The 22,546-nt window shown below is 61.5% G+C and carries 18 protein-coding genes; 13 read left to right on the forward strand and 5 right to left on the reverse strand.

The window, feature by feature from the left end; genetic code table 11:
• Window positions 1-28: 28 nt before the first annotated feature.
• From scpA to ACT6Q8_RS16100, 3 genes are all read left to right on the forward strand, one after another.
• On the forward strand, window positions 29-2,182 hold the full coding sequence (scpA, locus tag ACT6Q8_RS16090) for a methylmalonyl-CoA mutase (RefSeq protein ID WP_444732978.1): 2,154 nt from the start codon (window positions 29-31) through the stop codon (window positions 2,180-2,182).
• A 668-nt stretch (window positions 2,183-2,850) separates the two neighbouring features.
• Window positions 2,851-3,258, forward strand: coding sequence for a hypothetical protein (locus tag ACT6Q8_RS16095; protein ID WP_444739400.1), 408 nt, complete (start codon window positions 2,851-2,853; stop codon window positions 3,256-3,258).
• Window positions 3,258-5,036 carry a hypothetical protein gene (locus tag ACT6Q8_RS16100; protein ID WP_444732980.1) on the forward strand — a complete coding sequence of 593 codons (1,779 nt, stop codon included), beginning with the start codon at window positions 3,258-3,260 and terminating at the stop codon, window positions 5,034-5,036. The genes ACT6Q8_RS16095 and ACT6Q8_RS16100 overlap by 1 nt, the downstream gene beginning before the upstream one ends.
• Before the next feature lie 179 nt (window positions 5,037-5,215).
• On the opposite strand, the gene ACT6Q8_RS16105 is transcribed toward ACT6Q8_RS16100, so the two are convergent.
• Entirely contained in the window at window positions 5,216-5,788 is a 573-nt protein-coding gene (locus ACT6Q8_RS16105; protein ID WP_444732981.1) for a hypothetical protein, read from the reverse strand.
• A gap of 144 nt (window positions 5,789-5,932) precedes the next feature.
• On the opposite strand from ACT6Q8_RS16105, the gene ACT6Q8_RS16110 reads away from it, so the two are divergent.
• From ACT6Q8_RS16110 to ACT6Q8_RS16120, 3 genes are all read left to right on the forward strand, one after another.
• Entirely contained in the window at window positions 5,933-6,886 is a 954-nt protein-coding gene (locus ACT6Q8_RS16110) for a helix-turn-helix domain-containing protein (RefSeq protein ID WP_444732982.1), read from the forward strand.
• Window positions 6,887-7,097: 211 nt separating this feature from the next.
• Window positions 7,098-8,576 (forward strand): methyl-accepting chemotaxis protein, encoded by a 1,479-nt coding sequence (locus tag ACT6Q8_RS16115; protein ID WP_444732983.1) that lies wholly within the window; start codon window positions 7,098-7,100, stop codon window positions 8,574-8,576.
• Window positions 8,577-8,685: 109 nt separating this feature from the next.
• On the forward strand, window positions 8,686-10,290 hold the full coding sequence (locus ACT6Q8_RS16120; protein WP_444732984.1) for a tyrosinase family protein: 1,605 nt from the start codon (window positions 8,686-8,688) through the stop codon (window positions 10,288-10,290).
• 48 nt (window positions 10,291-10,338) lie between these two features.
• Here ACT6Q8_RS16120 and ACT6Q8_RS16125 read toward each other — a convergent pair whose 3' ends face one another.
• The 3 genes from ACT6Q8_RS16125 to ACT6Q8_RS16135 form a co-directional block, all read right to left on the reverse strand.
• Window positions 10,339-10,950, reverse strand: coding sequence for a hypothetical protein (locus tag ACT6Q8_RS16125; protein WP_444732985.1), 612 nt, complete (start codon window positions 10,948-10,950; stop codon window positions 10,339-10,341).
• Window positions 10,947-11,468, reverse strand: a complete 522-nt coding sequence (locus tag ACT6Q8_RS16130; RefSeq protein ID WP_444732986.1) for an RNA polymerase sigma factor — start codon at window positions 11,466-11,468, stop codon at window positions 10,947-10,949. The genes ACT6Q8_RS16125 and ACT6Q8_RS16130 overlap by 4 nt, the downstream gene beginning before the upstream one ends.
• 88 nt (window positions 11,469-11,556) lie before the next feature.
• Entirely contained in the window at window positions 11,557-13,485 is a 1,929-nt protein-coding gene (locus ACT6Q8_RS16135) for an ATP-binding protein (RefSeq protein WP_444739401.1), read from the reverse strand.
• 343 nt (window positions 13,486-13,828) lie between these two features.
• Between ACT6Q8_RS16135 and ACT6Q8_RS16140 the strand changes: the two genes are divergently transcribed.
• The gene (locus tag ACT6Q8_RS16140; RefSeq protein ID WP_444732988.1) at window positions 13,829-14,560 is read left to right on the forward strand and encodes a fimbrial biogenesis chaperone; all 732 of its coding nucleotides are present in this window, start codon (window positions 13,829-13,831) and stop codon (window positions 14,558-14,560) included.
• A 61-nt stretch (window positions 14,561-14,621) separates the two neighbouring features.
• The gene (locus ACT6Q8_RS16145; RefSeq protein ID WP_444732989.1) at window positions 14,622-17,192 is read left to right on the forward strand and encodes a fimbria/pilus outer membrane usher protein; all 2,571 of its coding nucleotides are present in this window, start codon (window positions 14,622-14,624) and stop codon (window positions 17,190-17,192) included.
• On the opposite strand, the gene ACT6Q8_RS16150 is transcribed toward ACT6Q8_RS16145, so the two are convergent.
• Complete coding sequence (locus ACT6Q8_RS16150) at window positions 17,155-18,534, reverse strand: amidase (protein ID WP_444732990.1); 1,380 nt, start codon at window positions 18,532-18,534, stop codon at window positions 17,155-17,157. The two genes, ACT6Q8_RS16145 and ACT6Q8_RS16150, sit on opposite strands and share 38 nt — an antisense overlap.
• Before the next feature lie 201 nt (window positions 18,535-18,735).
• Between ACT6Q8_RS16150 and ACT6Q8_RS16155 the strand changes: the two genes are divergently transcribed.
• The 5 genes from ACT6Q8_RS16155 (at window position 18,736) to ACT6Q8_RS16175 (ending at window position 22,545) form a co-directional block, all read left to right on the forward strand.
• Window positions 18,736-19,650: a spore coat protein U domain-containing protein gene (locus tag ACT6Q8_RS16155; RefSeq protein WP_054169932.1), complete on the forward strand. Its 915-nt coding sequence runs from the start codon at window positions 18,736-18,738 to the stop codon at window positions 19,648-19,650.
• A gap of 112 nt (window positions 19,651-19,762) precedes the next feature.
• Window positions 19,763-20,191, forward strand: coding sequence for a spore coat protein U domain-containing protein (locus ACT6Q8_RS16160; RefSeq protein ID WP_444732992.1), 429 nt, complete (start codon window positions 19,763-19,765; stop codon window positions 20,189-20,191).
• 23 nt (window positions 20,192-20,214) lie between these two features.
• Entirely contained in the window at window positions 20,215-20,634 is a 420-nt protein-coding gene (locus ACT6Q8_RS16165; protein ID WP_444732993.1) for a VOC family protein, read from the forward strand.
• 137 nt (window positions 20,635-20,771) lie between these two features.
• A complete protein-coding gene (locus tag ACT6Q8_RS16170; protein WP_444732994.1) occupies window positions 20,772-21,347 on the forward strand; it encodes a MarR family transcriptional regulator in 576 nt (191 codons plus the stop codon).
• 43 nt (window positions 21,348-21,390) lie between these two features.
• Window positions 21,391-22,545: a DUF2336 domain-containing protein gene (locus ACT6Q8_RS16175; protein ID WP_444739402.1), complete on the forward strand. Its 1,155-nt coding sequence runs from the start codon at window positions 21,391-21,393 to the stop codon at window positions 22,543-22,545.
• Window position 22,546: the final 1 nt, after the last annotated feature.

The following is a 22,546-nucleotide window of genomic DNA, read 5'->3' on the forward strand; positions in this document are numbered from 1 at the left end:
CGCCGCCCCATTCCCCCGGAGCCTTCCCATGACCACCTTCCCGCCCAAGACCCTCGCCGACTGGGAAGCGCTCGCCGCCAAGGATGCCGGTGCCGACGCGCAGCTCTCCGACCTGACCCGCACCACCGCAGAGGGTCTGGCGGTCAAGCCGCTCTATACCGCCGAAGACCTGGAGGGGCTGGAGACGACCGGCACCTTGCCCGGCTTCGCCCCCTTCGTGCGCGGCCCCCGCGCCACGATGTATGCGGTGAAGCCCTGGACCATCCGGCAATACGCGGGCTTCTCTACCGCTGAGGCCAGCAACAAATTCTACCGCGCCAATCTGGCGGCGGGTCAGATGGGCCTGTCGGTCGCCTTCGATCTGGCCACCCATCGCGGTTATGACAGCGACCATCCCCGCGTGGTGGGCGATGTCGGCAAGGCCGGCGTGGCCATCGACAGCGTGGAGGATATGAATATCCTGTTCGACGGCATCCCGCTCGACAAGATGTCCGTCTCCATGACCATGAACGGTGCCGTCCTGCCCATCCTGGCCATGTATATCGTGGCCGGGGAGGAACAGGGCGTGGACACGGCCAAGCTGTCCGGCACCATTCAGAATGACATTCTGAAGGAGTTCATGGTCCGCAACACCTATATCTACCCGCCCGAACCCAGCATGCGGATCATCGCCGATATCATCGAATACACGGCCAACCACATGCCCAAGTTCAACTCCATCTCCATCTCCGGCTATCATATGCAGGAGGCAGGCGCCACGGCGGTGCAGGAGCTGGCCTTCACGCTCGCCGACGGCCTGGAATATGTCCGTGCGGCGCTCGCCAAGGGCCTGAACGTCGACAAATTCGCCCCGCGCCTGTCCTTCTTCTTCGCCATCGGCATGGATTTCTTTATGGAGGTGGCGAAGCTGCGCGCCGCCCGCCTGCTCTGGGCCAAGCTGATGGCCAAGCATTTCCAGCCCAAGGATGCCCGCTCCCTGGCGCTGCGCACCCATTGCCAGACCTCGGGCGTGTCCTTGACCGAACAAGACCCCTACAACAACGTCATCCGCACGACCATCGAGGCCATGGCCGCCATCATGGGCGGCACCCAGTCCCTGCACACCAACAGCTTCGACGAGGCCCTGGGCCTGCCCACACCGTTCAGCGCGCGCATCGCCCGCAATACCCAGCTGATCATCGCCGAGGAAACCCGCATCCCCCACGTGGTCGATCCCCTGGGCGGCAGCTATTACGTCGAACACCTGACCGCTTCCCTGGCCGAGGCGGCGGAAAAGCTGATCGCCCAGGTCGAGGAAATGGGCGGCATGACCAAGGCCGTGGAAAGCGGCCTGCCCAAACTGATGATCGAGGAAGCCGCCGCAAGGCGTCAGGCCCGCATCGACCGGGGCGAAGAAGTCATCGTCGGCGTCAATAAATACCGCCCCCAGAACCCCGAAACCGTCGATGTGCTCGACATCGACAATACCGCGGTCCGCGAGGCTCAGGTCGCCCGCCTGAAACAAATCCGCGCCAGCCGTGACGAAGCCAAGGTCCGCGAAACCCTGGCCGCCCTCACCCAGGCGGCGGGTGAGAAATCCGGCAACCTCCTGGCGCTCGCCGTCAACGCCGCCCGCGCGCGCGCCACCGTTGGGGAGATTTCCGACGCCATGGAAGAGGTCTTCACGCGCCATCGCGCCACCATCCGCTCCGTCTCCGGCGTCTATGGTGCCGCGTATGAGGGCGATGCAGGCTTCCAGCAGATCCAGAAGGACGTAGCCGACTTTGCCGAGGCCGAAGGCCGCCGCCCCCGCATGCTGGTGGTGAAAATGGGCCAGGACGGCCATGACCGCGGCGCCAAGGTCATCGCCACCGCCTTCGCCGATATCGGCTTCGACGTCGATGTCGGCGCCCTGTTCCAAACCCCGGAAGAGGCCGCCCGCCAGGCCATCGAAAACGACGTCCACGTCGTCGGCGTCTCCAGCCTCGCCGCCGGCCACAAAACCCTCGTCCCGCAACTGGCCGCCGCCCTGAAGGAACAGGGCGCCGGCGACATCCTCATCGTCTGCGGCGGCGTCATCCCGCCCCAGGATTACGATTTCCTGCTAAACGCCGGTGCCGCCGCCATCTACGGACCGGGGACGAACATCCCCAAGGCAGCGGCGGAGATCATGGGGATGATCAGGGGGAAGCACGCTCCCTAACCCCCAAAGCCCCGCCATCCATGTAAAGAGCAGCGATCGAGCGCAAGACGCGATCAGCGCCAATGGGGCCTGCTTCCATTCTCCATGACACCCACCCCGGCGAATCATTGTTAGTATTGTAGAGCGACGGCCCTACTTCCGGCGAAGCGTTTCCAGAACCATCGCCCGGCGCTCGTCGCCGGGCAGACCCTTCGTCAGCCCCTGCCGCTGACTATACCATTTTAACAACACATACTGAAAGTGGATTGACACGAAACTTAAAATCAGGACTACTCGAATTCTATTATTTAGGGACGCGAGCAACGATGACTATTCAGTATTCATTCTCCAATTTTGTAGAAAAATTTAAATCAACGCACCCTTCTTTACCGCTAATGCACACAACAGATGCATATTCATCAAGAGAAATTATAAATACTGAAGAGTTGTCTGTGCGAAATTGCAAAGTATTAAAAGACAGGTTTATCTATTTTTTTTACGGAAGGCCTTCATATAGGCCCAACCAAGGCTCCGATCCAACATCCAACATGGCATATTTTCCCGTTTGCTTTGTTTTACAATCAAATTGCGCAAGGAGAGATGGAACACTCCCGTTCGACTCAGGGGCATTTGCTGGAAACTACTTTAGTAGGTATTTTCATAAAAATACAAACGTATTGAACTTCGACATGTCCTTTCCACTTGCCGCTGAGAAGACGGTCACAGCCTTTTTTGAAAATAATAGACTGTATCTGAACGGCAGTTGCAATGTTGACGAGGATTCTTTGCCGCCATTTGAATTTGAAGTCCAGGGCTATGTAGATTTAATCAAATCGAAAGGCTCAAACGTATTTGACCAACGGGCAACATCTATAGAAATAAGGACAAAGGAAAATGTAAAATTACATCAAAATCTAATTGCTATTATTGCACCACGACCAATTGTCGGAGACATTAGCTTTAGAGATTCGATTACAAAATTCGGTAATGTAGACGTGATTGATTATGAGGTAACCCCCCGCAAGAAACCCGAAGATTATCTCTTAAAAATAGAAGAACTTGCCATGAGTTATTTGCAGAAAAAAGGAATCATATAATGAGCGCCGAGTACAAATATGTCTATCACTACAGCGCATCGGCTCAAAAATATGGATTTTTGCTGCCTTTGTTTGCAATACCAGGTAAAAATTCGACATATATACAGTGCATAGACGATAATCATGAGATAATTGCAATGGAAGAATATAATGTTGAAATGTTGTCTGAGTGTTTCTATTTAGGAGAATCAATATCGGTCAAGATTTCAGATGAAGCATTTTATGTTTTTCGTACTGACAGAAGTGACGAGTTTTATGGAAGCAGGGAGTTCATTATTCCGAATATACGACAATACATTGAAAGCTATGATAATTATTTTAACCCTCTTTTGGCTTTAGATATAGCTGTTTTCTGCGACGATAGAGATAGTTACATAAAGCACTTAAGTAATGCTGTTAATTTTATGAGTCAATTCTCGGATTTTAGTTTTGATTTTTGGAAGGAAAACTCTATTTTGTTTCCAGAGGTAAAAAAGGTAGTTTCATCGACAATAGGAAAAAAGGGCATAAATTTAAGCAGTGTAAAAATACAAAATGAACTAGTTGAAATCTCCCTTACTGGGCATATTACCAAAGAAGTTGGTCAAACGCTAATAAATTCTATTAACTCTAATATTAAATCAAGCATCATTTTATTGATTGGAAGTTCGTATGTTATTTCACTTAAGACAGAAATTGGCATTATCTCACAAAGCACCACTCGACTTACAGCAGATGACAATTTGAGAGAAGTGCATGAGAGCAGGGAAGATTTAGATAAGTTGTTCATTAGTACAAAAAATATTGAGGTGAAACAGCTGTTAGCTGGGAATCCTGGGGTTTCTCTATCTCTAATTAAGAATGAGGCGCTATCATATAGCTCCTCAGTCAGACTTTCTGCTATCAGGAATTCAAGTATTGGCCCTGATATTCTGATGAAGTTGGCGGAAGATAAGAATTATACTGTCAGAGCTGTGGTGGCAGAACACCCGAATATAGACGGGACTACATTAGAGAAATTAATGAAAGATAATAGAGATGAAGTTCGTAATGCTGCTTTTAGAAATATCAATGCGGATTTCGTAAATAGTAAACTAACTGCAGATGAAAAATCGTTCTCACAATTTTTAGCCCATAACAAGAATATACCAGATTCGATGATTATCGAGGCGTCCAATAGTCAATTTAATGAGGTACGGCAGGCAGTTGCCAGCAATACCATAACGCCTGCAAGCGTACTAAGTAAACTCTCTACAGATAAAAATGAACTTGTTAGATACTCTGCACTATCAAACCCTTCTATCGACCCAAGTATACTTTATCAAGTGTATCAAGTTGATGACGCAAAGACACGAGCAGCTGTTGCAAGGAACGAGCTCTGCCCTACAGACATTGTATTTGCCTACTGCGAGGATGAATCCGAAATTGTTCGTGGTATTATAGTTAATAGGCATCAGAACATAGCGGGTGTATTAGACATTCTATGCAATGATAGATCAGAATTTGTTCGCACCGCAGTCGGGCGGTCAATCTATTCCAAAGAAAAAATACTGAGAAAACTGAGCAAAGATAAGGATGATTCTGTTCTTTCAGCTGTAGCAGGAAACTCCAGAACCGCTCCTGAAGTTTTATCATTTCTTGCCAAGAGTTCCTACAGTAACGTAAGAGAAGCCGTTGCGGGCAACAAAAACACTCCGCCTGCGACTCTGGAAAGATTATATTACGACGGCGACATACTTACTAGAAGAGCAGTATTGAGGAACCCATCTATTCCAATTCGTATAATTTCAAAGAAATAGTGTTATTGATAGTCCTAGTGATTTGCCTGAATTAAAGGCATATGTTCAGAACCTCAAACCGCTCCTTCATCAGCCTCGTCCCCGCAGCGGCCAACAGGACCGCCTGCGGTAGGCCCCTGCCATGGCTCCGCCAGTCCCGATCCCCCTAATGTGGCGTGAAAAATTCACCCCGTCCACCCCTACCCCACCACCCGCACCCCCGCCGCCCCGCGCTTCAAGCGCAGCACGAACCGCACAGTCAGGACCAGCACCGCCACTGCCAGCCCGCCCAGAGCCAGCAGCATCCAGGACACCATATCCGCCTTATCCTCGTCCTGCGCGATCATCACAATCAGCCCCGCCAGCGGGATCAGCGCGCCCCACAGCCGCAGCAGTTCCAGCGCGGTCAGCCCGCCCGGCTGCGGCACGATCAGGCGCAGGGGCCGGTCCATGGGCACCTGCTTGGCAGCCAGGGACAGCAGCGGGAAATAGCCGACATTGAGGATCAGCCAGATGCCGATCATCACCGCCACCGCCGCCACCGGCCCCACCAGCAGCCAAAGCGGCACCAGCGCCGCCAGCAGCAGCACCGACAGCGCCACCAGGGCCAAGGCGGCGCGCGGCAACCGCTGCACCCAAGCCGGATGCACCCGTGCCACGCGCAGCCACGCATCCTCGGGCATGGCGATCGGGCCGGGCCGCACCGCCTCTCCCGTCAGCAGCACGCTATGGGAATGATAGATATTTCCCCGATCATCACGGTACAGCGGCATACGCCCCCCAAACCAACAACGGCCTCACCCCTACATTACCCCATCTCCCCCACCCCGCGAACCCCCGGCAACTCTTGCCCCCTGACCGCCCCCAATGATAGGAATGTAATCTGCGATTATCATCCTACCTGCCGGAGCACCCCCATGCCCAACCCCGCCTATCCCCAACCGATCCCCACCTCCCCCGCCCTTGACCCGGCCTTTGATTCCCTGACCAGCGCGGAGCAGCGCGAGGCCTGGTGGCGCGGGTCGGATGATGAACAGGCGGTGCAGGCAGGCGATGATGTGGAATGGGCGACGGAGGAACATTTTCCCTCCGGCCTGCACCGCTCCCGCTTGAAGGACGAGGATTGGGCGCGGGTGGCCTATTTCATTGCCAAGGGCGTGTCGGTGACGGAGGTGGCGAAACATTTCGGCGTGTCGCGCACCACCATCTGGCGGGGGATGCAGCGCTCGTCCGGTCTGCGCCGCCGCATCCTGTCGGAACGGCGGATGTTGCAGCGGGAAAGCGACAACCGCTTTGCCGCCCTGCGCGATGCCGTGGTTACCGGCCTGATTGAGGCGATCAGTGCCGGCAATGTCCGCGTCCTGCTCTGGGCCGCCAAGCGCATGGATCTGGGCGGGTCCATCCTGCGCGCCGCCGCCGGCGATGCCGCCCCGTCCCGCCCCCGGCGCGACCGCGCCCCCGCACCGGTGCGCGCCATCCTGAACCGTGCCGCCGAACAGGCCGACGCCCCGGTTCCGCCCGCTCCACCGCCGCCGGCACCCAAACCCGCCCCGGCCCCCGCTCCCGAAAGCCGCGCCGCCAAGCCCGCCAAAGGCACCAAACCCGCCAAACCCGCTGCCTCCCCCCGCCCCGCCAACAGCCCCCGTAAGCCTGCCAGCCGCACCCTGGCCCCCCGCCGGGCCTGGGAACCGCTGCGCCGCTTGCTGGCCTGCCGGCGTCCGCCCTGCCCACCGCTGGCGGACCATCCGGATAGTCGCGTCACCGACACCTTGCTGCAAAACTGCCGGTATCAGGGGCTGGGCCGTCCCGTCTGTGACAATGACGGGCCGCTCAGCCCCTATCGCCCCTTGCGGGATTACAGCTGGCCCTGACCGCCGGGGCCAGACCCGTCCGCCCCTGCAACAGGGGGTGTTTTTCTGTTGCATCCGGTTGCACGGAACCGTCCCCGTCTATCCCTCTGTATACATTGTGGCCTAGACCGAACGTCGTATCTCGCCATCCTGAAAACGATTGGCCGGGCGAAACAGGTGGCAACGCCGGGCCGATCACGGGCGAACCAGTGCATATCAGGGGGAAAGGGTCATGTTTGGATTGGCAAAGGCGGACAATCAGGGGCGGTTGAAGTCACAAGCCATGGATCTGGTGCGGGCGAACATCATGATCGCGAACGCGGATCTGGTGATCACCTATGTAAACCCGTCGCTGCAGGGTTTTCTGTCAGAGGCGGAGGCCGATCTGAGGAAGGAGCTGCCGCGCTTCAGCATGGCCAGCCTGATCGGCTCCAACATCGACATTTTCCACAAGAACCCCACGCATCAGCGCACCATGCTGTCGGCACTCACCCGCGCGCATGAGGCGACGATCAAGGTCGGTACCCGCATGTTCGACCTGCTGGTCAGCCCGATCACCACCAATGGCGTGCGCTCCGGCTATGTTGTGGAATGGGCCAATGCCGCCGAACGGCTGGCCAACCTCGCTTATGCGGCGCAGAGCAAGGCCATTGGCCGCAACGCCGCCATCATCGAATTCACGCCCGACGGCAATATTCTGGAGGCCAACGAGATTTTCCTGACGGCCATGGGCTATCGCCTGGATGAGGTGAAGGGCCGCCACCACTCGATCTTCATGGCACCGGACCAGCGGGATACCGACGCCTATCGCATCTTCTGGGATAAGCTGCGCAAGGGGGAGTTCCAGTCGGGCCGCTTCCGTCGCCTGTCCAAGACCGGGGCGGATGTCTGGATTGAGGGTTCCTACAACCCCGTGCTGGACGGCAACGGCAAGGTGACCAAGGTGGTCAAGCTGGCCAGCAACGTCACCGATCAGGTGCGCCTGCTGGCCGATCTGAAAAGCCTGATCGACGAGAATTTTGCGGAGATCGACGGCGCGGTTCAGCAATCCTCCAAGGATTGCAGCGGGGCGACGTCCGCCGTTGCCGGCTCGCTGACCAATATGCGCACTGTCCTGGACGGCGCGCGCGACATGGCCAGTTCCGTGGCCGAAATCGCCCAAACCATGACCCACTCCCGTACCGCGGTAGAGGCGGCGGGCAAGGAGGCCGAGTTGGTGGCACAGCAGGCCGACCGCCTGATCAATGCCGCCCAGGCCATGAACAGTGTGGTGGAACTGATCCGCGACATTGCCGGCCAGATCAACCTTCTGTCGCTGAACGCCACCATCGAGGCGGCACGCGCTGGCGAGGCCGGCAAGGGCTTTGCCGTCGTGGCATCAGAGGTCAAGGGCCTGGCCAATCAGTCGGCCCGCGCCACCGAACAGATCTCCGCCGAAATTGAGAGCATTCAGCGCACCAGTGCCGAGGTAGCCAGTGCCGTCCGCGGCATCACCGGCGCCATCGGCAGCGTCAGCGGCTATGTCAATTCCACCGCCGCCGCCATGGAACAGCAAAGTGCCGTAACCCGCGAAATCAGCAGCCGCATGGACGTCACCTCCAACGCCGTGACCCAGGTGTCGGCCAATATCGACACCATCTCGTCGGCGGTGGGCAAGGTCGCCGCCGCCGTGACCAAGACACGGCAAGCGGCGGAGGTGCTGGCGCGGTGATGCCCGGCAGGTGTAGGCCTTAAACTACCATTCCGCGTATGATGGCGTGACTTGTTCGCCGACATGCCCTATCCTCCCCTCCACCATTTGGCATGGGGAGGATAGGGTTATGCGCGTATCACGACGCAATGTGCTGGCCACCGGCGGGGCGCTGGCGGGTCTTGGGGCGTTCAGCGGGGTGGCCGGTGCCGCCACCAAGAAGCTGCCCGCACCGTGGGTCCGCTATGATGTGTGGAGTGAAGATGGCCAGCGGATGCTGAAAGGCTACAAGACCGCTGTGGAGGCGATGCTGGCCCTGCCGCCCACCCATCCCCATAACTGGTTCCGCAATGCCTTTGTGCATTACATGGATTGTCCGCATGGCAATTGGTGGTTCTATGTCTGGCACCGGGGCTATCTGGGCTATTTCGAACAGACGGTTCGCAAATATTCCGGCATGTCCGATTTCGCCTTCCCCTATTGGGACTGGAGCCAGAAACAGGCGCTGCCCGATGGCATGTTCGACGGCGTGCTGACGCCCGTCGCCGATGCCTTCGCCCGATACGCGCGCGACCTGCCGACCTTCACCAATTTCATCCAGGCTCCGCTGGAAAGCTATTACAGCCGCATGACCGCGGCGCAGAAAAACCAGCAGAACCTGCGCGGCAACACAACGTTCCAGAAGCTGTGGGACGGCGTGGCCGGGACGGGCGGGGTGGATAAGGGCGACCGCGCCTTTGCGCCCACCGACCTTTCGCCCACCCTGAAGGCCCGTTACCCGACCCGCAGCAATCCCGACATCGCCCCGTCGGTCGCCAAATATTGTCTGCCGGCCAACATCGCCCTGGGTCTGGCGCCGAACCAGTTCAACAGCGCCAACATGGTGGACAGCTTCACCAGCGTGAAGACCGCATCCCACAATGCCATGCCGGCCAGTGGCTCCGTCTTCTCCAAGCTGGAGGGAGAGCCGCATAACAAGGTCCATAACTTCATCGGCGGCGCGTTCGATGGTCCGGGCAATTGGGGCAGCGGCCCCTTCGGCAACATGACCAACAACCTGTCCCCCGTTGATCCCATCTTCTTCCTGCACCATTCCAACATGGACCGGCTGTGGTGGCTGTGGGAGGAGAAGCAGAAAGCCAAGGGCCTGCCCACCCTGCCCACCAACAAGGACGAGTTGGCGCAGTTCGAACGCGAACCGTTCCTGTTCTTCTGGAACGAGAAGGGGGAGCCGATCCTGAACGGCAAGGCCGGGGATTACATCGATCCCAAGCAGTTCTGGTATTATTACGGCCCGCCGGTGGACAAGACGCTTCTGGATCTGGTGGAAGAGCTGAAGAAGCCGACTGCGGCGCCGCGCCTGCTGGCGGCGGCATCGGATGAAAAGTCCGTGGATGGGCTGGCGAAATGGCCCATCGGCCTGAATGCTCGTCAGGTGCAGGCCATCATCACCTTCACCCGCCCCGCCAGTTCGGCCCGCGAATATGCGGTGGTCATCAATGCGCCGGCGGACCTGAAGGTGGCGGGCTTCGACAGCCCCTATTATGCCGGCAGCATCTCGTTCTTCGGCAGCCACACATCCGACATGCAGCACCGCGTCACCTATGCCGTGTCTCTGGACCCGGCGGTTGTGGCCAAGGCCGGGGGGCAGATGGACCTGCGCCTGGTCCCCACCCCGGCCTGGGCCGACCGGGCGGAACCGCAGATCGAAAACCTGGAAATCCGCGGCTCCTGATAGGTCAAGTACCCGGCGGCATCCCCACGGATGCCGCCGGGCCGTCCTTCAACCAATCCCCTCCTCATACTGGCGCAGCAGACGGCGCAGCCGGTCTGCCTCCGGCTTCAGCACCCGGAAATACCGCACGGCCATGATGCTGCCCGACAGGCCAAATCCCACCGTCGCCAGCAGGGCGAAATCCCGGATATTGCCGCCTGTCATCTTGCCGACATCGCCCAGCTGCATGACGGCCAGCCCCAGCGCCGACAGAAAGATGGGCACCGCCACCCCCATCACCCGCAAGCGCCCCATGGCGCCTTCCACCTGCGACAGCAGGGCGCGCAGGCTGCCCGGCAGGTTTTCGGGCGGCGGCGTCACCGCCCCCTCCCATCCCCGCCGCACCACCAGGGCCAGGACGGCCCAGGCAATGGCCAGCAGCAGCAGGCTGCCCCATTCCCGCGCGGGATCGACATTGCCACGCCCGACGATGCCATAGGCCGCTACCAGGCTCCATCCGCCCAGCGCCACACCGATCAACCCCATACGCAGGCGGAAATCCCGGCCCCGCCGCGCCACCTCCGCCATGGCACTGTCGATCAGGTACAGGCCCGCCACTTCCTCTGCCCGGTTGGCGGCCCCGGTCCAGGCACGTTCCAGCCTTGCCATATCCATGCTCATTTCTCTTCCTCCTGCGCTTCGATCTGGGATATAATTCCTGTCAAACGGGCCTTGGCCCGTGTCAGGCGAACGCCGACATTGCTTTCGCTCAAATCATGCATCTGGCCGATATCGCGGTACGGCACCCCGTCCAGCGACAGCAGCAGGATCGACCGGTCGAGCGTCGGCAATTGCCGGATGGCGGCATAGAGCCGGTCCAGCATCCGCACCTCATCCGGATCGGCGGACAGGGCGTGGCGCCGCATGGCCTCTGCCGCCGCGTCGGCATCACGCCGCGCCTTGCCCCCCTGGCTGCCCTGCCAGGTCAGCGCCCGGTTATGGGCAACGCGATAGATGAAGGTGACGGGCTGGCTGTCGCCGCGAAAGGCCGGCAAGGCCCGCCAAACGGCCAGCATCAGTTCCTGCATCAGGTCCGGCTGGTCGGCAGGGTGGGCAAAACCGCGCGCGATCCGGTGCAACAGGGTCAGATGCTCCCGCATCCATTGCCTGAACATCGCCTCGCGTCCCGCATCCATCATCCGCTCCCGTTCGATCCGATGGATTAGACAGGACCCAGCATCCGTTCCTTACAGGGAAAGGACAGAAATAATGAAAATTGGCGGGATATCAGGCCGCCGGGTCGCGCACGGGCGGCAGCACCGCCGACAGGGTGGCGATCAGATGATCCAGCTTGATGGGCTTGGCCAGGAAGGCCTGCATGCCGGCATCGCGGCATTGCTGGCGGATTTCCGCCGACAGGTTGGCCGTCAGGGCAACGATGGGCACCTGCGCACCCTGTCCGCCCATGGCACGCAGCCGTCGTGCGGCCTCCAGCCCGTCCATGTCGGGCATAGACAGGTCCATGATGATGGCATCGACGGGGCGTTCCTTGACGATGGCGATGGCATCCCCGCCATTGCCGGCCTGCAGAACCTGCGCCCCGCGCTGGATCAGCAATTCGGTGGCCACAAACCGGTTCACCTCGTCATCCTCCACCAGAAGGATGACGGGGCGGCCCGTGCCAACGGTGGGAAGGGCGCCCTGGATGGGGGCGTCCTGGCGCGGACGGTCCACAGCCAGCGGCACCAGCGGCAGGCACAGGGTGAACTGGCTGCCTTCCCCCGCCTCACTTTCCACGGTCAGGCTGCCGCCCAGCATGTCGGTCAGGGACCGGGCAATGGCCAGACCCAGTCCCGCCCCGCCGAAGCGGCGGGTGCTGGAACTGTCCGCCTGGCTGAACACATCGAAAATCTGGTCCAGTTTTTCGGATGGGATGCCGACACCGGTGTCCACCACTTGGAACCGCACCCAATGCATGGGCGACGGCACGGCCAGGCCCGGCACCGACCCCGGTGCCTCCACCCGGTCCACCGACAGGGTGACCCGGCCCTGGTCGGTGAACTTGACGGCATTGTCCAGAAGGCAGAGCAATATCTGGCGCAGTCGCTTGGCATCGGTCACCACGCCCGACGGCACCCCGTCCCCCGTCCGCAAGGACAGGATCAGGCCCTTGCGCTCCGCCCGCGGCCCGACATTGGACATCAGATCGCCCAGCAGCAGGCCCAGATCGACAGGCCCCTGCTCCATCTCCAGCCGCCCGGCCTCCAGCCGCGCCATGTCCAGCACATCATCGATCAGCGTCAGCAGCGAGGCGCTGGAACTGCCCATCACCTCCAGCAGGCGGATCTGACCTGCATTGAGATTATGCGTCTCCAATATCTGGAGACAGCCCTGGATGGCATTGATGGGGGTACGGATTTCATGGCTGATGGTGGCCAGGAATTCGGACTTGGCGCGGTCGGCGGCGCGGGCCTGCTCGGCCGCCACCTCCGCCGCTGCGCGTTCAGCGGCCAGCCGGTCCGTCATGCGCAGCAGGGCACCGCCCGCCGCACCCATGGCGATGGCCATCACCACGAAGGGCTGGATATAATCGATGAGACGGTTGCCTAGTGTGGCCGGGTCGAACGCGTCCTGCGGCCGGTTCAACAGGATGTCCAGCCCATAGAGCGTATTGGCTACCAAGGTGGCGGCCACCGCGCCCAGCAGCACCCATTCCGGCCCCCGGCGGGGACGTATCCGCAGCAGCGACAGCAGCGCCATGGCCAGCACCGCCTCGATGAAGCCGACATTCAGCAGTTCGCGCAGGACCCCGTCACGGCGCAGCAGGGCCAGCCCGACCAGAAGCGCCACCAGCGCACCCGCCGACAGCCAGCGGCGCCAGCGGTACCGGTGGCCGGCATAGATGGCGACCCCATGCGCGAACAGATAATAGGCCAGATTGTAAAGACAATCGGCCAGCAGCGCGGCACCGGCCATGACCGGGTCCATGGGCGTGCCGACAGTCTCCAGCAAGGGGACGGACAGCATCACCGTGACAAAGGACAGCGCCCACCACAGCGCATAGGTTTCCCGCCGGCTATTCCACCAGATCGCGGCCAGCAGCGCTGCGGCACCCAGAAGGGGGGCCGCATTCACCAACAGCAAAGCGCGTTCAAGATCGATGTTCGTCAAAATGGCAGCGACAGCCATAAACAGAAGATTGAGCAGGGCCGACATCTTGCAACAAAGGCGACGAATACGCAATCTTAACAGGCAAGATGGCCGCTCATGGCCCCATCTATATTCGCGGATGCTTTTAGCGTGAATCCGTGCGTGAACACATTAACATGTATTTTCGTCATTTTTTTCTCATCAACTTGAACAATGCGCCGGTTCGCGGCTATGGTGGGCGGGCGGGATGCCGGGCAGGGCTCGCGCGTTGCGACCCTCTTGTCCCACGCTTCGTTGTGGCAAATCCCGCACGCTTATGATTCAAAGGATTCCCCGATATACTTAACCCATCGGGACAGGTCATGCCGCCGGCGGGGCGGCAGGGGGAACGCCAATGCGGGGCGCGGTCATGAAACATTATCTTCGCGGTCTGATGCTGATGCTGGGGGCAATGCTGCTGGGCACGCTGCCCGCATCTGCCTTCCGCCTGATCCCGATCGAGATGGAGTTCGAGCCGACAGGGCGCGGCGCCACCCAGATTTTCCGGGTGGAGAATGATACCCAGCTGCCCATCGCCATCGAAATCCACATCACGGGCCGCAAGATGGGACCGGATGGGGAGGATCTGCCCGCCGAACCGTCGGATGAATGGGTGATCTTCCCCGAACAGCTGGTGCTGGAACCCAACCAGAATCAGTCGGTGCGCGTGCAATGGACCGGCAATCCCAAGCCGGATCAGGAACTGGCCTACCGGCTCATTGCCGAACAGCTGGATGTCGATATCGGGCAGGCACCGGTGGAGGGGGGCAAGGTCAAGCTGCTGGTGCAGTACAAGGCTTCCATCTATGTCACCCCGCCCGGTGTAAAGGCGCAGATCAATGTCGCCTCCGCCGGCCCGCGTCAGCTCAGCGACGGGGTCGTGATGGAGGTGAAGCTTCGCAATGACGGCACCGCCCACAAGATCCTGAAGGACCCGACCCTGGTGGTGGAGGCGGGCGGCAAGTCCGTCTCCATCCCGACCGACCGTCTGGGTGGTCTGGCTGGCGAGAATGTGTTGCCCGGTGTCACGCGCAGCTTCCTGTTGCCCTGGCCGGGGGACCTGCCCAAGGGTCCGCTGAATGCCAAGCTGAACCTGCCCTGATCGCGCCCGGTCACGCCTTCCCGCCATGCCCCGCCCCCTGCGCTCACGGTATCGACAATGCTTGAGGCTGGCTATTGCCGGCCCGTCGGCATTGGCGCTGACCCTGGCGCCGGCCCGGCTGGCCTCCGGCGCGGGGCCTGAAACGCCGACGCCGACCGCCGCCCCGGCCCAGCCGAAGATTTCGGCGGATGAGCTGTTCAAGAAGGCGTTCGGACAGAAGAAGCAGGCGCAGAGCAGCCAGAAGGCCGACCTGCCCGTCTATTTCGACGGGTACGAGATCGGGCAGGTGCCGGGCCAGGTTTCCATCAACCCCGCCGACACGCTGGTCGATCTCAACAAGCTGTCCGAACTGCTGCGCCCCATCGCACAGGAAGAGCCGATCAAGGCGCTGCTGGCCCAGGCTGGGCCGGACGGCAACGCTGCGCCTGCCCGCATGACCCGGTCGGGCATCCAGCTGGCCTATGATGGCGGCGACCAGATCGTGAAGGTCACGGTCCCCGCCGCCGCCCGCCGTCCGCGCGATCTGTCGGTGCTGGAACGCGGTGCTGCGGCGCGGGCCTATACGGTCATCCCGCAGGCCGATCTGTCGGCACAGATGAACATGCGGGCCGCCATCGAATATCTGTCCGTCCCCACCGGCTTTGGCAAGGATGGGCTGGGGCCCCTGTCCGTCTCCATGGAACCCGCCATCAACTGGAAAGGCTGGGTTGTGGAGGGGGAGATCAATTACCGCGAGGATGCGGTCCGCACCTTGTCGCGCGGCCCCGTCCGCCTGATCCATGACTTCACCGATGCCGGCATCCGCACACAGCTGGGTGATTTCACCATGCCGGTGATCGGCAATCAGGTGGGCCGGGCCGTGGCCGGCATCTCGGTCGCCAAGAATTTCTCGATCCGCCCCTATGACATGGTGCAGCCCGGCGGTAACCGTGAATTCATCCTCGACAATCCGTCGATGGTGGAGGTCATCGTCAATGGCCGCCCCACCCGCACCTTCCGCCTGGAACCCGGCCCTTACAATCTGAACAATTTCCCCGGCGCGTCCGGCACCAATGATGTGCAGATCCGCATCACCGATGCCTATGGCCGCGAACAGACCATCGACTTCCCCTTCTTCTTCGACAGCCAGTTGCTGGCGACAGGGGTGCAGGAATATGGCTACTCGATCGGTGTGCCATCGCGGATCGACAATGACCGCTATGTCTATGACGAAAAGGACCCGGTTCTTTCTGCCTATCATCGCGTGGGCGTGACCGACAATTTCACGTTTACCCTGGGTACCCAGACCGACAAGACGGAAACCACGGTCACGGCAGAGGCGCTGGTGGCCACCGGCCTCGGCACGTTCAGTGTGGAGCCGTCGGCCTATTTGCGGCGCAAGGATTGGGGACCTACCGAAACAGCCGCCGACAAGAAACAGGGCTATGGCGGCACCTTGCGCTACCGCTCCTATTCCAACGGTGCGTCCGTCCTGGACAGTCAGGCCATCACGGCCCAGGTCAGCTGGTACGATCCCAATTACCGCAGTTTCGGATCGACCTTCGTCTCCAACACTAAGCTTGACGCGGCTGTCCGCATCTCCCAGCCCTTGTTCGAGAACCTGACCACCTCGCTGGGCGGGCGCTACCGCGAAACGCGCGGCAGCTCAGAAAGGGACAGCTATTCGGTGGATCTGGCCCTGCGCCGCCGCCTGTTCGAAACCGGCAGCGTCGACCTGACCTTCAGCCATGGCAAGGACGGGTTCGGGGCGAAGGATACGGGCGTCTATCTCACCACCCGCTTCGTGTTCGACAGCGGACGGCAGAGCGCAGGTCTGAATGTCGACACCATCTCAAAGCAGCAGCGCCTGGATTGGCGGTTCCAGTCGCTCTACGCCGTGAATGCCCTGTCGGGCGGGCTGGAAATGCTGAACGAGGGCGGGCAGGCCGGGGACCGGGTTCAGGGCAACCTGAACTACACGCATCAGCGCTTCGAAGCGCAGGTGCGCCAGGATACTGTTCGTCGGTCGCTGAATGACAGCAAGGGCATCGAAAGCCGGACCTCCATGACCTTCGGCACGGCACTCGCCTTCGCCGACGGGCATTATGGCGTCACCCGCCCCATCACCAACAGCTTCGCCATCGTCACCCCGCACCCGCGTCTGGCGGGCAAGGATATCGGTGTCGATCCCGTGGATGACCGTTACGCCGCCCAGACTGACTGGCTGGGCGTGCCCATCGTCCCCAACATCTCGGCCTATCTGGTGCGTCCCATCCTGCTGGACGTGCCCGACGCACCGGCCAATTACGATCTGGGCGATGACCGGCCCGCGGTGCAGCCGGGATACAAGTCCGGTACGATCATCACCATCGGCACCGATGCCGTCGCCTCGCTGGTCGGCACCCTGCTCGGGCCGGATGACAAGCCCATGGCGCTCTTGTCCGGCACCTTGCGACCGCAGGGTATCAAGGATGCCAAGGATCTGGCCTTCTTCACCAACCGAAGCGGCCTGTTCCGGATCGACAGCGTGCGTCCCGGCGACTGGCTGTTGATTGTGGCCGGCATGGAAAAGACGCCCCTACCCATCACAGTGACCAAGGAAGCCGAAGGTCTGGTCAAACTGGGGCCGCTGCGCCTGCCGGCCCGGCCTTGACCAACGCCTCCAGGTCCGGGCGACGGTCGGCCCAATCGGTGGCGCACTGGTACGCATGGCCCAGCGTCACCAGCGCCGCCTCCCGCCAGGGCGTGGACAGGATTTGCAGCGACAGCGGCAAGCCACCGGCATCCGCCCCGCATGGCACCGCCAGCGCCGGCAGGTTCAGCCAATTGGCCATGCGCACGAACCGGCTGAAGGGCAGCCGCCCCTCATCCGCGTCGGCCAGGGCGGGGGCCGGAATGGGCACGGTTGGCGTCAGGATGGCATCATATTCCTGAGCCCAGGCATGAAACCGGGCCTGTTCCTGGGCCTGAATCCGGATAAGCCTGGATAGTTCCGCTTCCGAAACATCCTCTCCTGCCCGTAAGCGCCCCAGCACACCTGGATCCATTTCGGATTCAAAATGATCTATCCGCGGTTGCCACAACCGCCAGGCCCGACCCGCCATCAGAAGGCCTGACGGCTCCACACAGGCAGGCGGATCAATGACGGGGGCCGCCTCCACCAGCTTGGCACCGAGTGCCTCCAACTGGGCCAGGGCCGTCAGATAGGCGGTGCCCACGGCCTGATCGACCCCGTCCAGGAAGCGGTCAGGCAGCACAGCCAGCACCAGACCGCGCGGACTACCGGCAAGGGCGGCGTCGGTGTCGAAGACGGCTTGTTGGGCCAGCTTGCGGCTGGGCCATGCCGGTCCCGCCTGCGGATCGCGCATAATGGCCAGCATCCGCGCCACCCGCTCCACCGTACGCGCCATAGGGCCGATCGTATCCAGTTCGGGACAGAGCGGTAGACAGCCGCCCATCGGCACCCGGCCCATGGTGGGCTTCAGGCCCGCCAGATTGTTCAGGGCGCACGGAATGCGGATCGACCCGCCCGTATCACTGCCCAATGCCGCATCGGCCAGCCCAGCGGCCACCGCCACCGCCGACCCGCTGGACGATCCGCCCGCCACCCGCACCGTCTTCGCATCCCACGGGTTGCGCGGGCTGGCGGTGGCACGGTTGATCCCCCAAGTGCCGAAGGCCAGTTCCACCGTATGCGCCTTGCCCAGCGCCAGCATCCCCGCCCCGATCAGCGCACCGACAGCCGCCGCATGCGCCGATGCCTCCCCCACCACCGGGGTACGGCAGCCGCCACCGGTGGGCAGGCCGCGCACATCGAGCAGATCCTTGACCGCCAGGGTCAGACCGGCCAGCGGCCCCGTGGCCCCCGCCTTACCCTGCCGCCACGCCTCCTCCCGCACCCATTCCGGCTCCACCAGGGCAAAAGCCTTCAAATGCGGATCAAGCCGGGCGATGCCGGCAAGCGCGGTTTCAGCGATGGAGGTGAAATCGGTCATGGTGCTTTCACTCTTCGGACCTGAGCAGTGGCAGCGGCCCCAAGGCCAAGCCGGGCCAACTATTGCCGGGAGATGGGACACCGTAATGGATTTGACAACAGAAGCCCGATCTTATCACGGTTTCCACTGAAAACCTTGGATCACCTTCCGTCTGCTGGCATTGTCATTGCATCCATCTTTGGTGGTGCCGATGATGCTGGAATGAAAATGCCGATCCTGTTCCGCCCCCTGCCGTTCCTGTCCGCCCTGGCCCTGGGTCTGCTGGCCGTCCTGCCGGCCTGGTCCAAGGATAAGGACCGCTGCGAGATCGATATCAGCAGCATCGACCGGATCGAGCCGACGGATGAGTATGATCCCTATTCGGGCGGCGCCACAGGCTATCACCAGATCGAGCTGGAACATGATGACGGCCCCGCCTGCGCCATCCTGGTCGGCATCGATGATGGCGGCAATGGCAGCCGCGTTCTGGAAAGCTCCAAGGACCGGCTGGTCTATGATCTCTACAAGGATAGCCGCCTCAGCCAGCGGGTGGACGATGTGCGGGGCAGTGAGTCCAACATGTTCGCCCTGTCGATGGACAGCAAGAATGACAATGCCACTGTCCAGTTCTTCTCCAACATCCCCGGCGGGCAGTTGGTGCAGAAGGGCACCTATTCCGACCGCGTGACCGTCAATGTCTATCAGTTGATCGACGGCACCCCCTATGGCCCCATCGCCTCGCGCACGGCACAGGTGCGGACCAAGGTGCGGTCGGTGGTCAGCGCCAGCGTAATCGTCGATGGCGTCACCCGCCCGCTGAACGGTTCCGTCGGCACGCTGGACCTGGGTGACCTGACACGCGGCGGCGGTGGCCGCTTCGATCTCGATATTTCAGGCAATGGCGACTATTCCCTGTCGCTGTCCTCCAGCAATGGCGGGCGGCTGGTGGGTACCGGCGGGGACAGCATCGGCTATCAGCTTTATGTTTCGGGTCGCGCCGTCTCGCTGGCACGCGGCACCACCGTCGATCTGGGCGGGTCGGGTCGCTATGGGCTGCAGGTACAGACCGATGGTGCGGCACAAGCCCTGGCAGGTACCTATTCGGACAGCTTGCTTCTGACCATCACCGCCAATTAAGATCAGGCCATGATTGACCGTCACGGCGCGGACAAACCGCCGTGGGTGCCCAGAATGGGCGGAAAGGATCGCCATGGCTTGGCGTTTCACAGGACGGGGATATGGTCCCCTGATGCTCATGCTTCTGCTGTCCGCCGGCCCCACCCCGGCCCAGAACAGCGCTCAGGGCACCATCACACTGCGGGCGTCTGTACCCGCCACTTGTGCCGTCAGCCTGTCGACCGAGAATATTTCCCTGAACCTGAGCAGCGCCGCCATCGTGCCCGTGGCAACGGTGGAGGAACGCTGCAATGCCGCCAATGGCTATACGGTCAGCCTGTCCTCCAAGAATGGCGGCGCCCTGTCCTCCGGCACATCCAGCATCGCCTACACCCTGCATTATGGTGACAGCAGCAGCACCGCCGATGGCAACCTGACGGCGGGAAGGACCGTCTCGGGCACGGCGCGGCAGACGGTTCTGTCCGTCTCCGTGCCTGCCGGGACCCAGCGTCAGGCCGGCGATTATGAGGATACGGTCACCATCGCCATCGCCGCCAAGTAACACCACCGGAGTCAACCTTTCCCATGTCCCATCCCCGCTTCCACCTCGCCTTCCCCGTCCATGATCTGGCCGCCGCCCGTGGCTTCTACGGCGATCTGCTGGGCTGTCCGGAAGGGCGGTCATCGCCGGAATGGGTGGATTTCGACCTGTATGGTCATCAGATCGTGGCCCATCTGGCGCCTGATGAATGCGGATCGGCCGATACCAACCCCGTGGACGGGCATGACGTGCCCGTGCGCCATTTCGGCCTGATCCTGGATTGGGACGCCTGGCACGCCCTGGCCGACCGGTTCCGTGCGGTGGGTCAGCGCTTCATCATCGAACCCGGCATCCGCTTCAAGGGCCAGGTAGGCGAACAGGCCACCATGTTCCTGCTGGACCCGTCCGGCAACGCCCTGGAATTCAAGGCCTTTCGCGACGAGGCGATGATCTTCGCGCGTTAATCCCAAAACTTCCAAAAGGTCTATGTCGCACGCAAGGGCAGGAATACGACCTACGCACTTGCGGTAAACGCCATACGCGATAATCTATGGACCGGGCGGAATGGTTTATTGTGGGCCCGACAAGCCAAGAGGCGGTCATGATGGCTGGTGACGAAGGTCGGGGCTTTGGGACGATGATCAAGCTGGCCCGCATGGGCGACGCGCCGATTGAGCATGTGGCGGGCGACCGGGCCGAAGCCCCGGTCAGCGAGGTCGCGCTTTACGCCGACATCGCGCGCGTCATCGATCATATGCAGCGCCGCCTGCATGATGTGGTCCGGGTCGAACTGGGCCGCATCGGCGTGGATGACATCAGCCCAATGCAGGTTCTGATGCTGCTGAATATCGGCAGCGATGAACTGACCGTCCGCGACCTGATGGAACGCGGCTATTATCTGGGTTCCAACGCGTCCTATAATCTGAAGCATCTGGTTGAACAGGGCTATGTGGATCGCGGCGCCTCGGCGCGCGACCGCCGCGCCGCCCGCCTGCGTTTGTCGGAAAAGGGTGAATGGCTGTGTGCGGAGATCGGCAAGTTGGAAAGCCGGCAAGCGGCACAATTGCTGCGCACCAACACCGATGCCACCGACCTGGAAACCACCTATCGCATGCTGCGCCGGCTGGAGCGGCTATGGGGAGATGTCGTACGCTACGACAACCGCGGCCAGGACTGATCCGATGATGCCCCCCCCGAATTCCGGGGACCCCGACGCGCCCATGCGTCCCATCCTGCGTTCCCGCCTGAACAGCAGCGATGTGGACCGGCTGCTGCATCAGCCCGGCGCCAAGCCCCGCATCGACACCATGACCAAGCTGGTCATGGAGATGGAGGAAGGCGACCTGACCGACGCTGAAAAGCGTCTGGCGCTGGATATCCTGCGCGCCTTCGCGTCGGATGCGGAGGCAGAGGTGCGGGCCGCCGTTGCCTGGCAGATCCATAACAGCCCCATCCTGACCGCCAACATGGCGGAAAAGCTGGCCCGCGACGTGGCGCAGGTGGCGGTTCCCATCCTGAAATATGTGGATGGCCTGCCCGAAAAGCTGCTGCTGGAGATCGTGGCCGAACGCGATCCGCAAAAGCAGCTGGCCATCGCCGGCCGCCGCACCGTGTCAGAGGCGGTGTCCGCTGCCCTGGTCGAAACCGGCAATGTCGTCACCGTCGTCCATCTGCTGCGCAATCGCGGTGCCGCCGTGCGGGAGGCGACGCTGACACGCGCCGCCGAACGGTTCGGGCAGTTCCGCATCGTGGCCGACAGCATCGCCGCTAGGCCGGAAGTGACCATCGCCATCGTGGAACGCATGATCGCGCTGGTGTCGGAGGATGTGCGACAGCAGCTGATCCGCGATCACAATATCGAACCGGCCCTGGCCAAGCGTCTGGCCGAGGGTGGGCGCGAGGCCGCCACCCTGCGCGTGCTGCAGCCCCTGCTGCTGTCGCGGGAGGATGCGGAGATGGTGGCCAAGCATCTTTACCGCCAGGGCCGGCTGACGCCACAGGTCCTGTTCCGCGCGCTGTGCGCCGGTGACCTGGAGTTTTTCGTGGCCGGCATGGCGGCCCGCGCCAACATCACGCCACAGGCCGCCGGCATCCTGGCCTGGGATGACGGTATCCTGGGCCTGCATTGCCTGATGGAGGCAGCGAATATCCCCGGCACCCTGACCGGCCCCTTCCGCACGGCGCAGCAGGTGGCGCTGGAGACGGAGTTTGCGAGCGGCGACTGTCCGCGCGAACATTACCAGCAGCTGGTGCTGGAAGCCCTGTTCGACAAATTCGCGGACACGGCGGAGCGGGAGGTGGATGAACTGCTGATGCAGATCTCCGATCAGCCCGGCATCGATATCGGCGCCGCGCTCAACCCCATGCGGTCCTGAG

The organism is Niveispirillum sp. (assembly GCF_052437035.1).
GTDB lineage: Bacteria > Pseudomonadota > Alphaproteobacteria > Azospirillales > Azospirillaceae > Niveispirillum.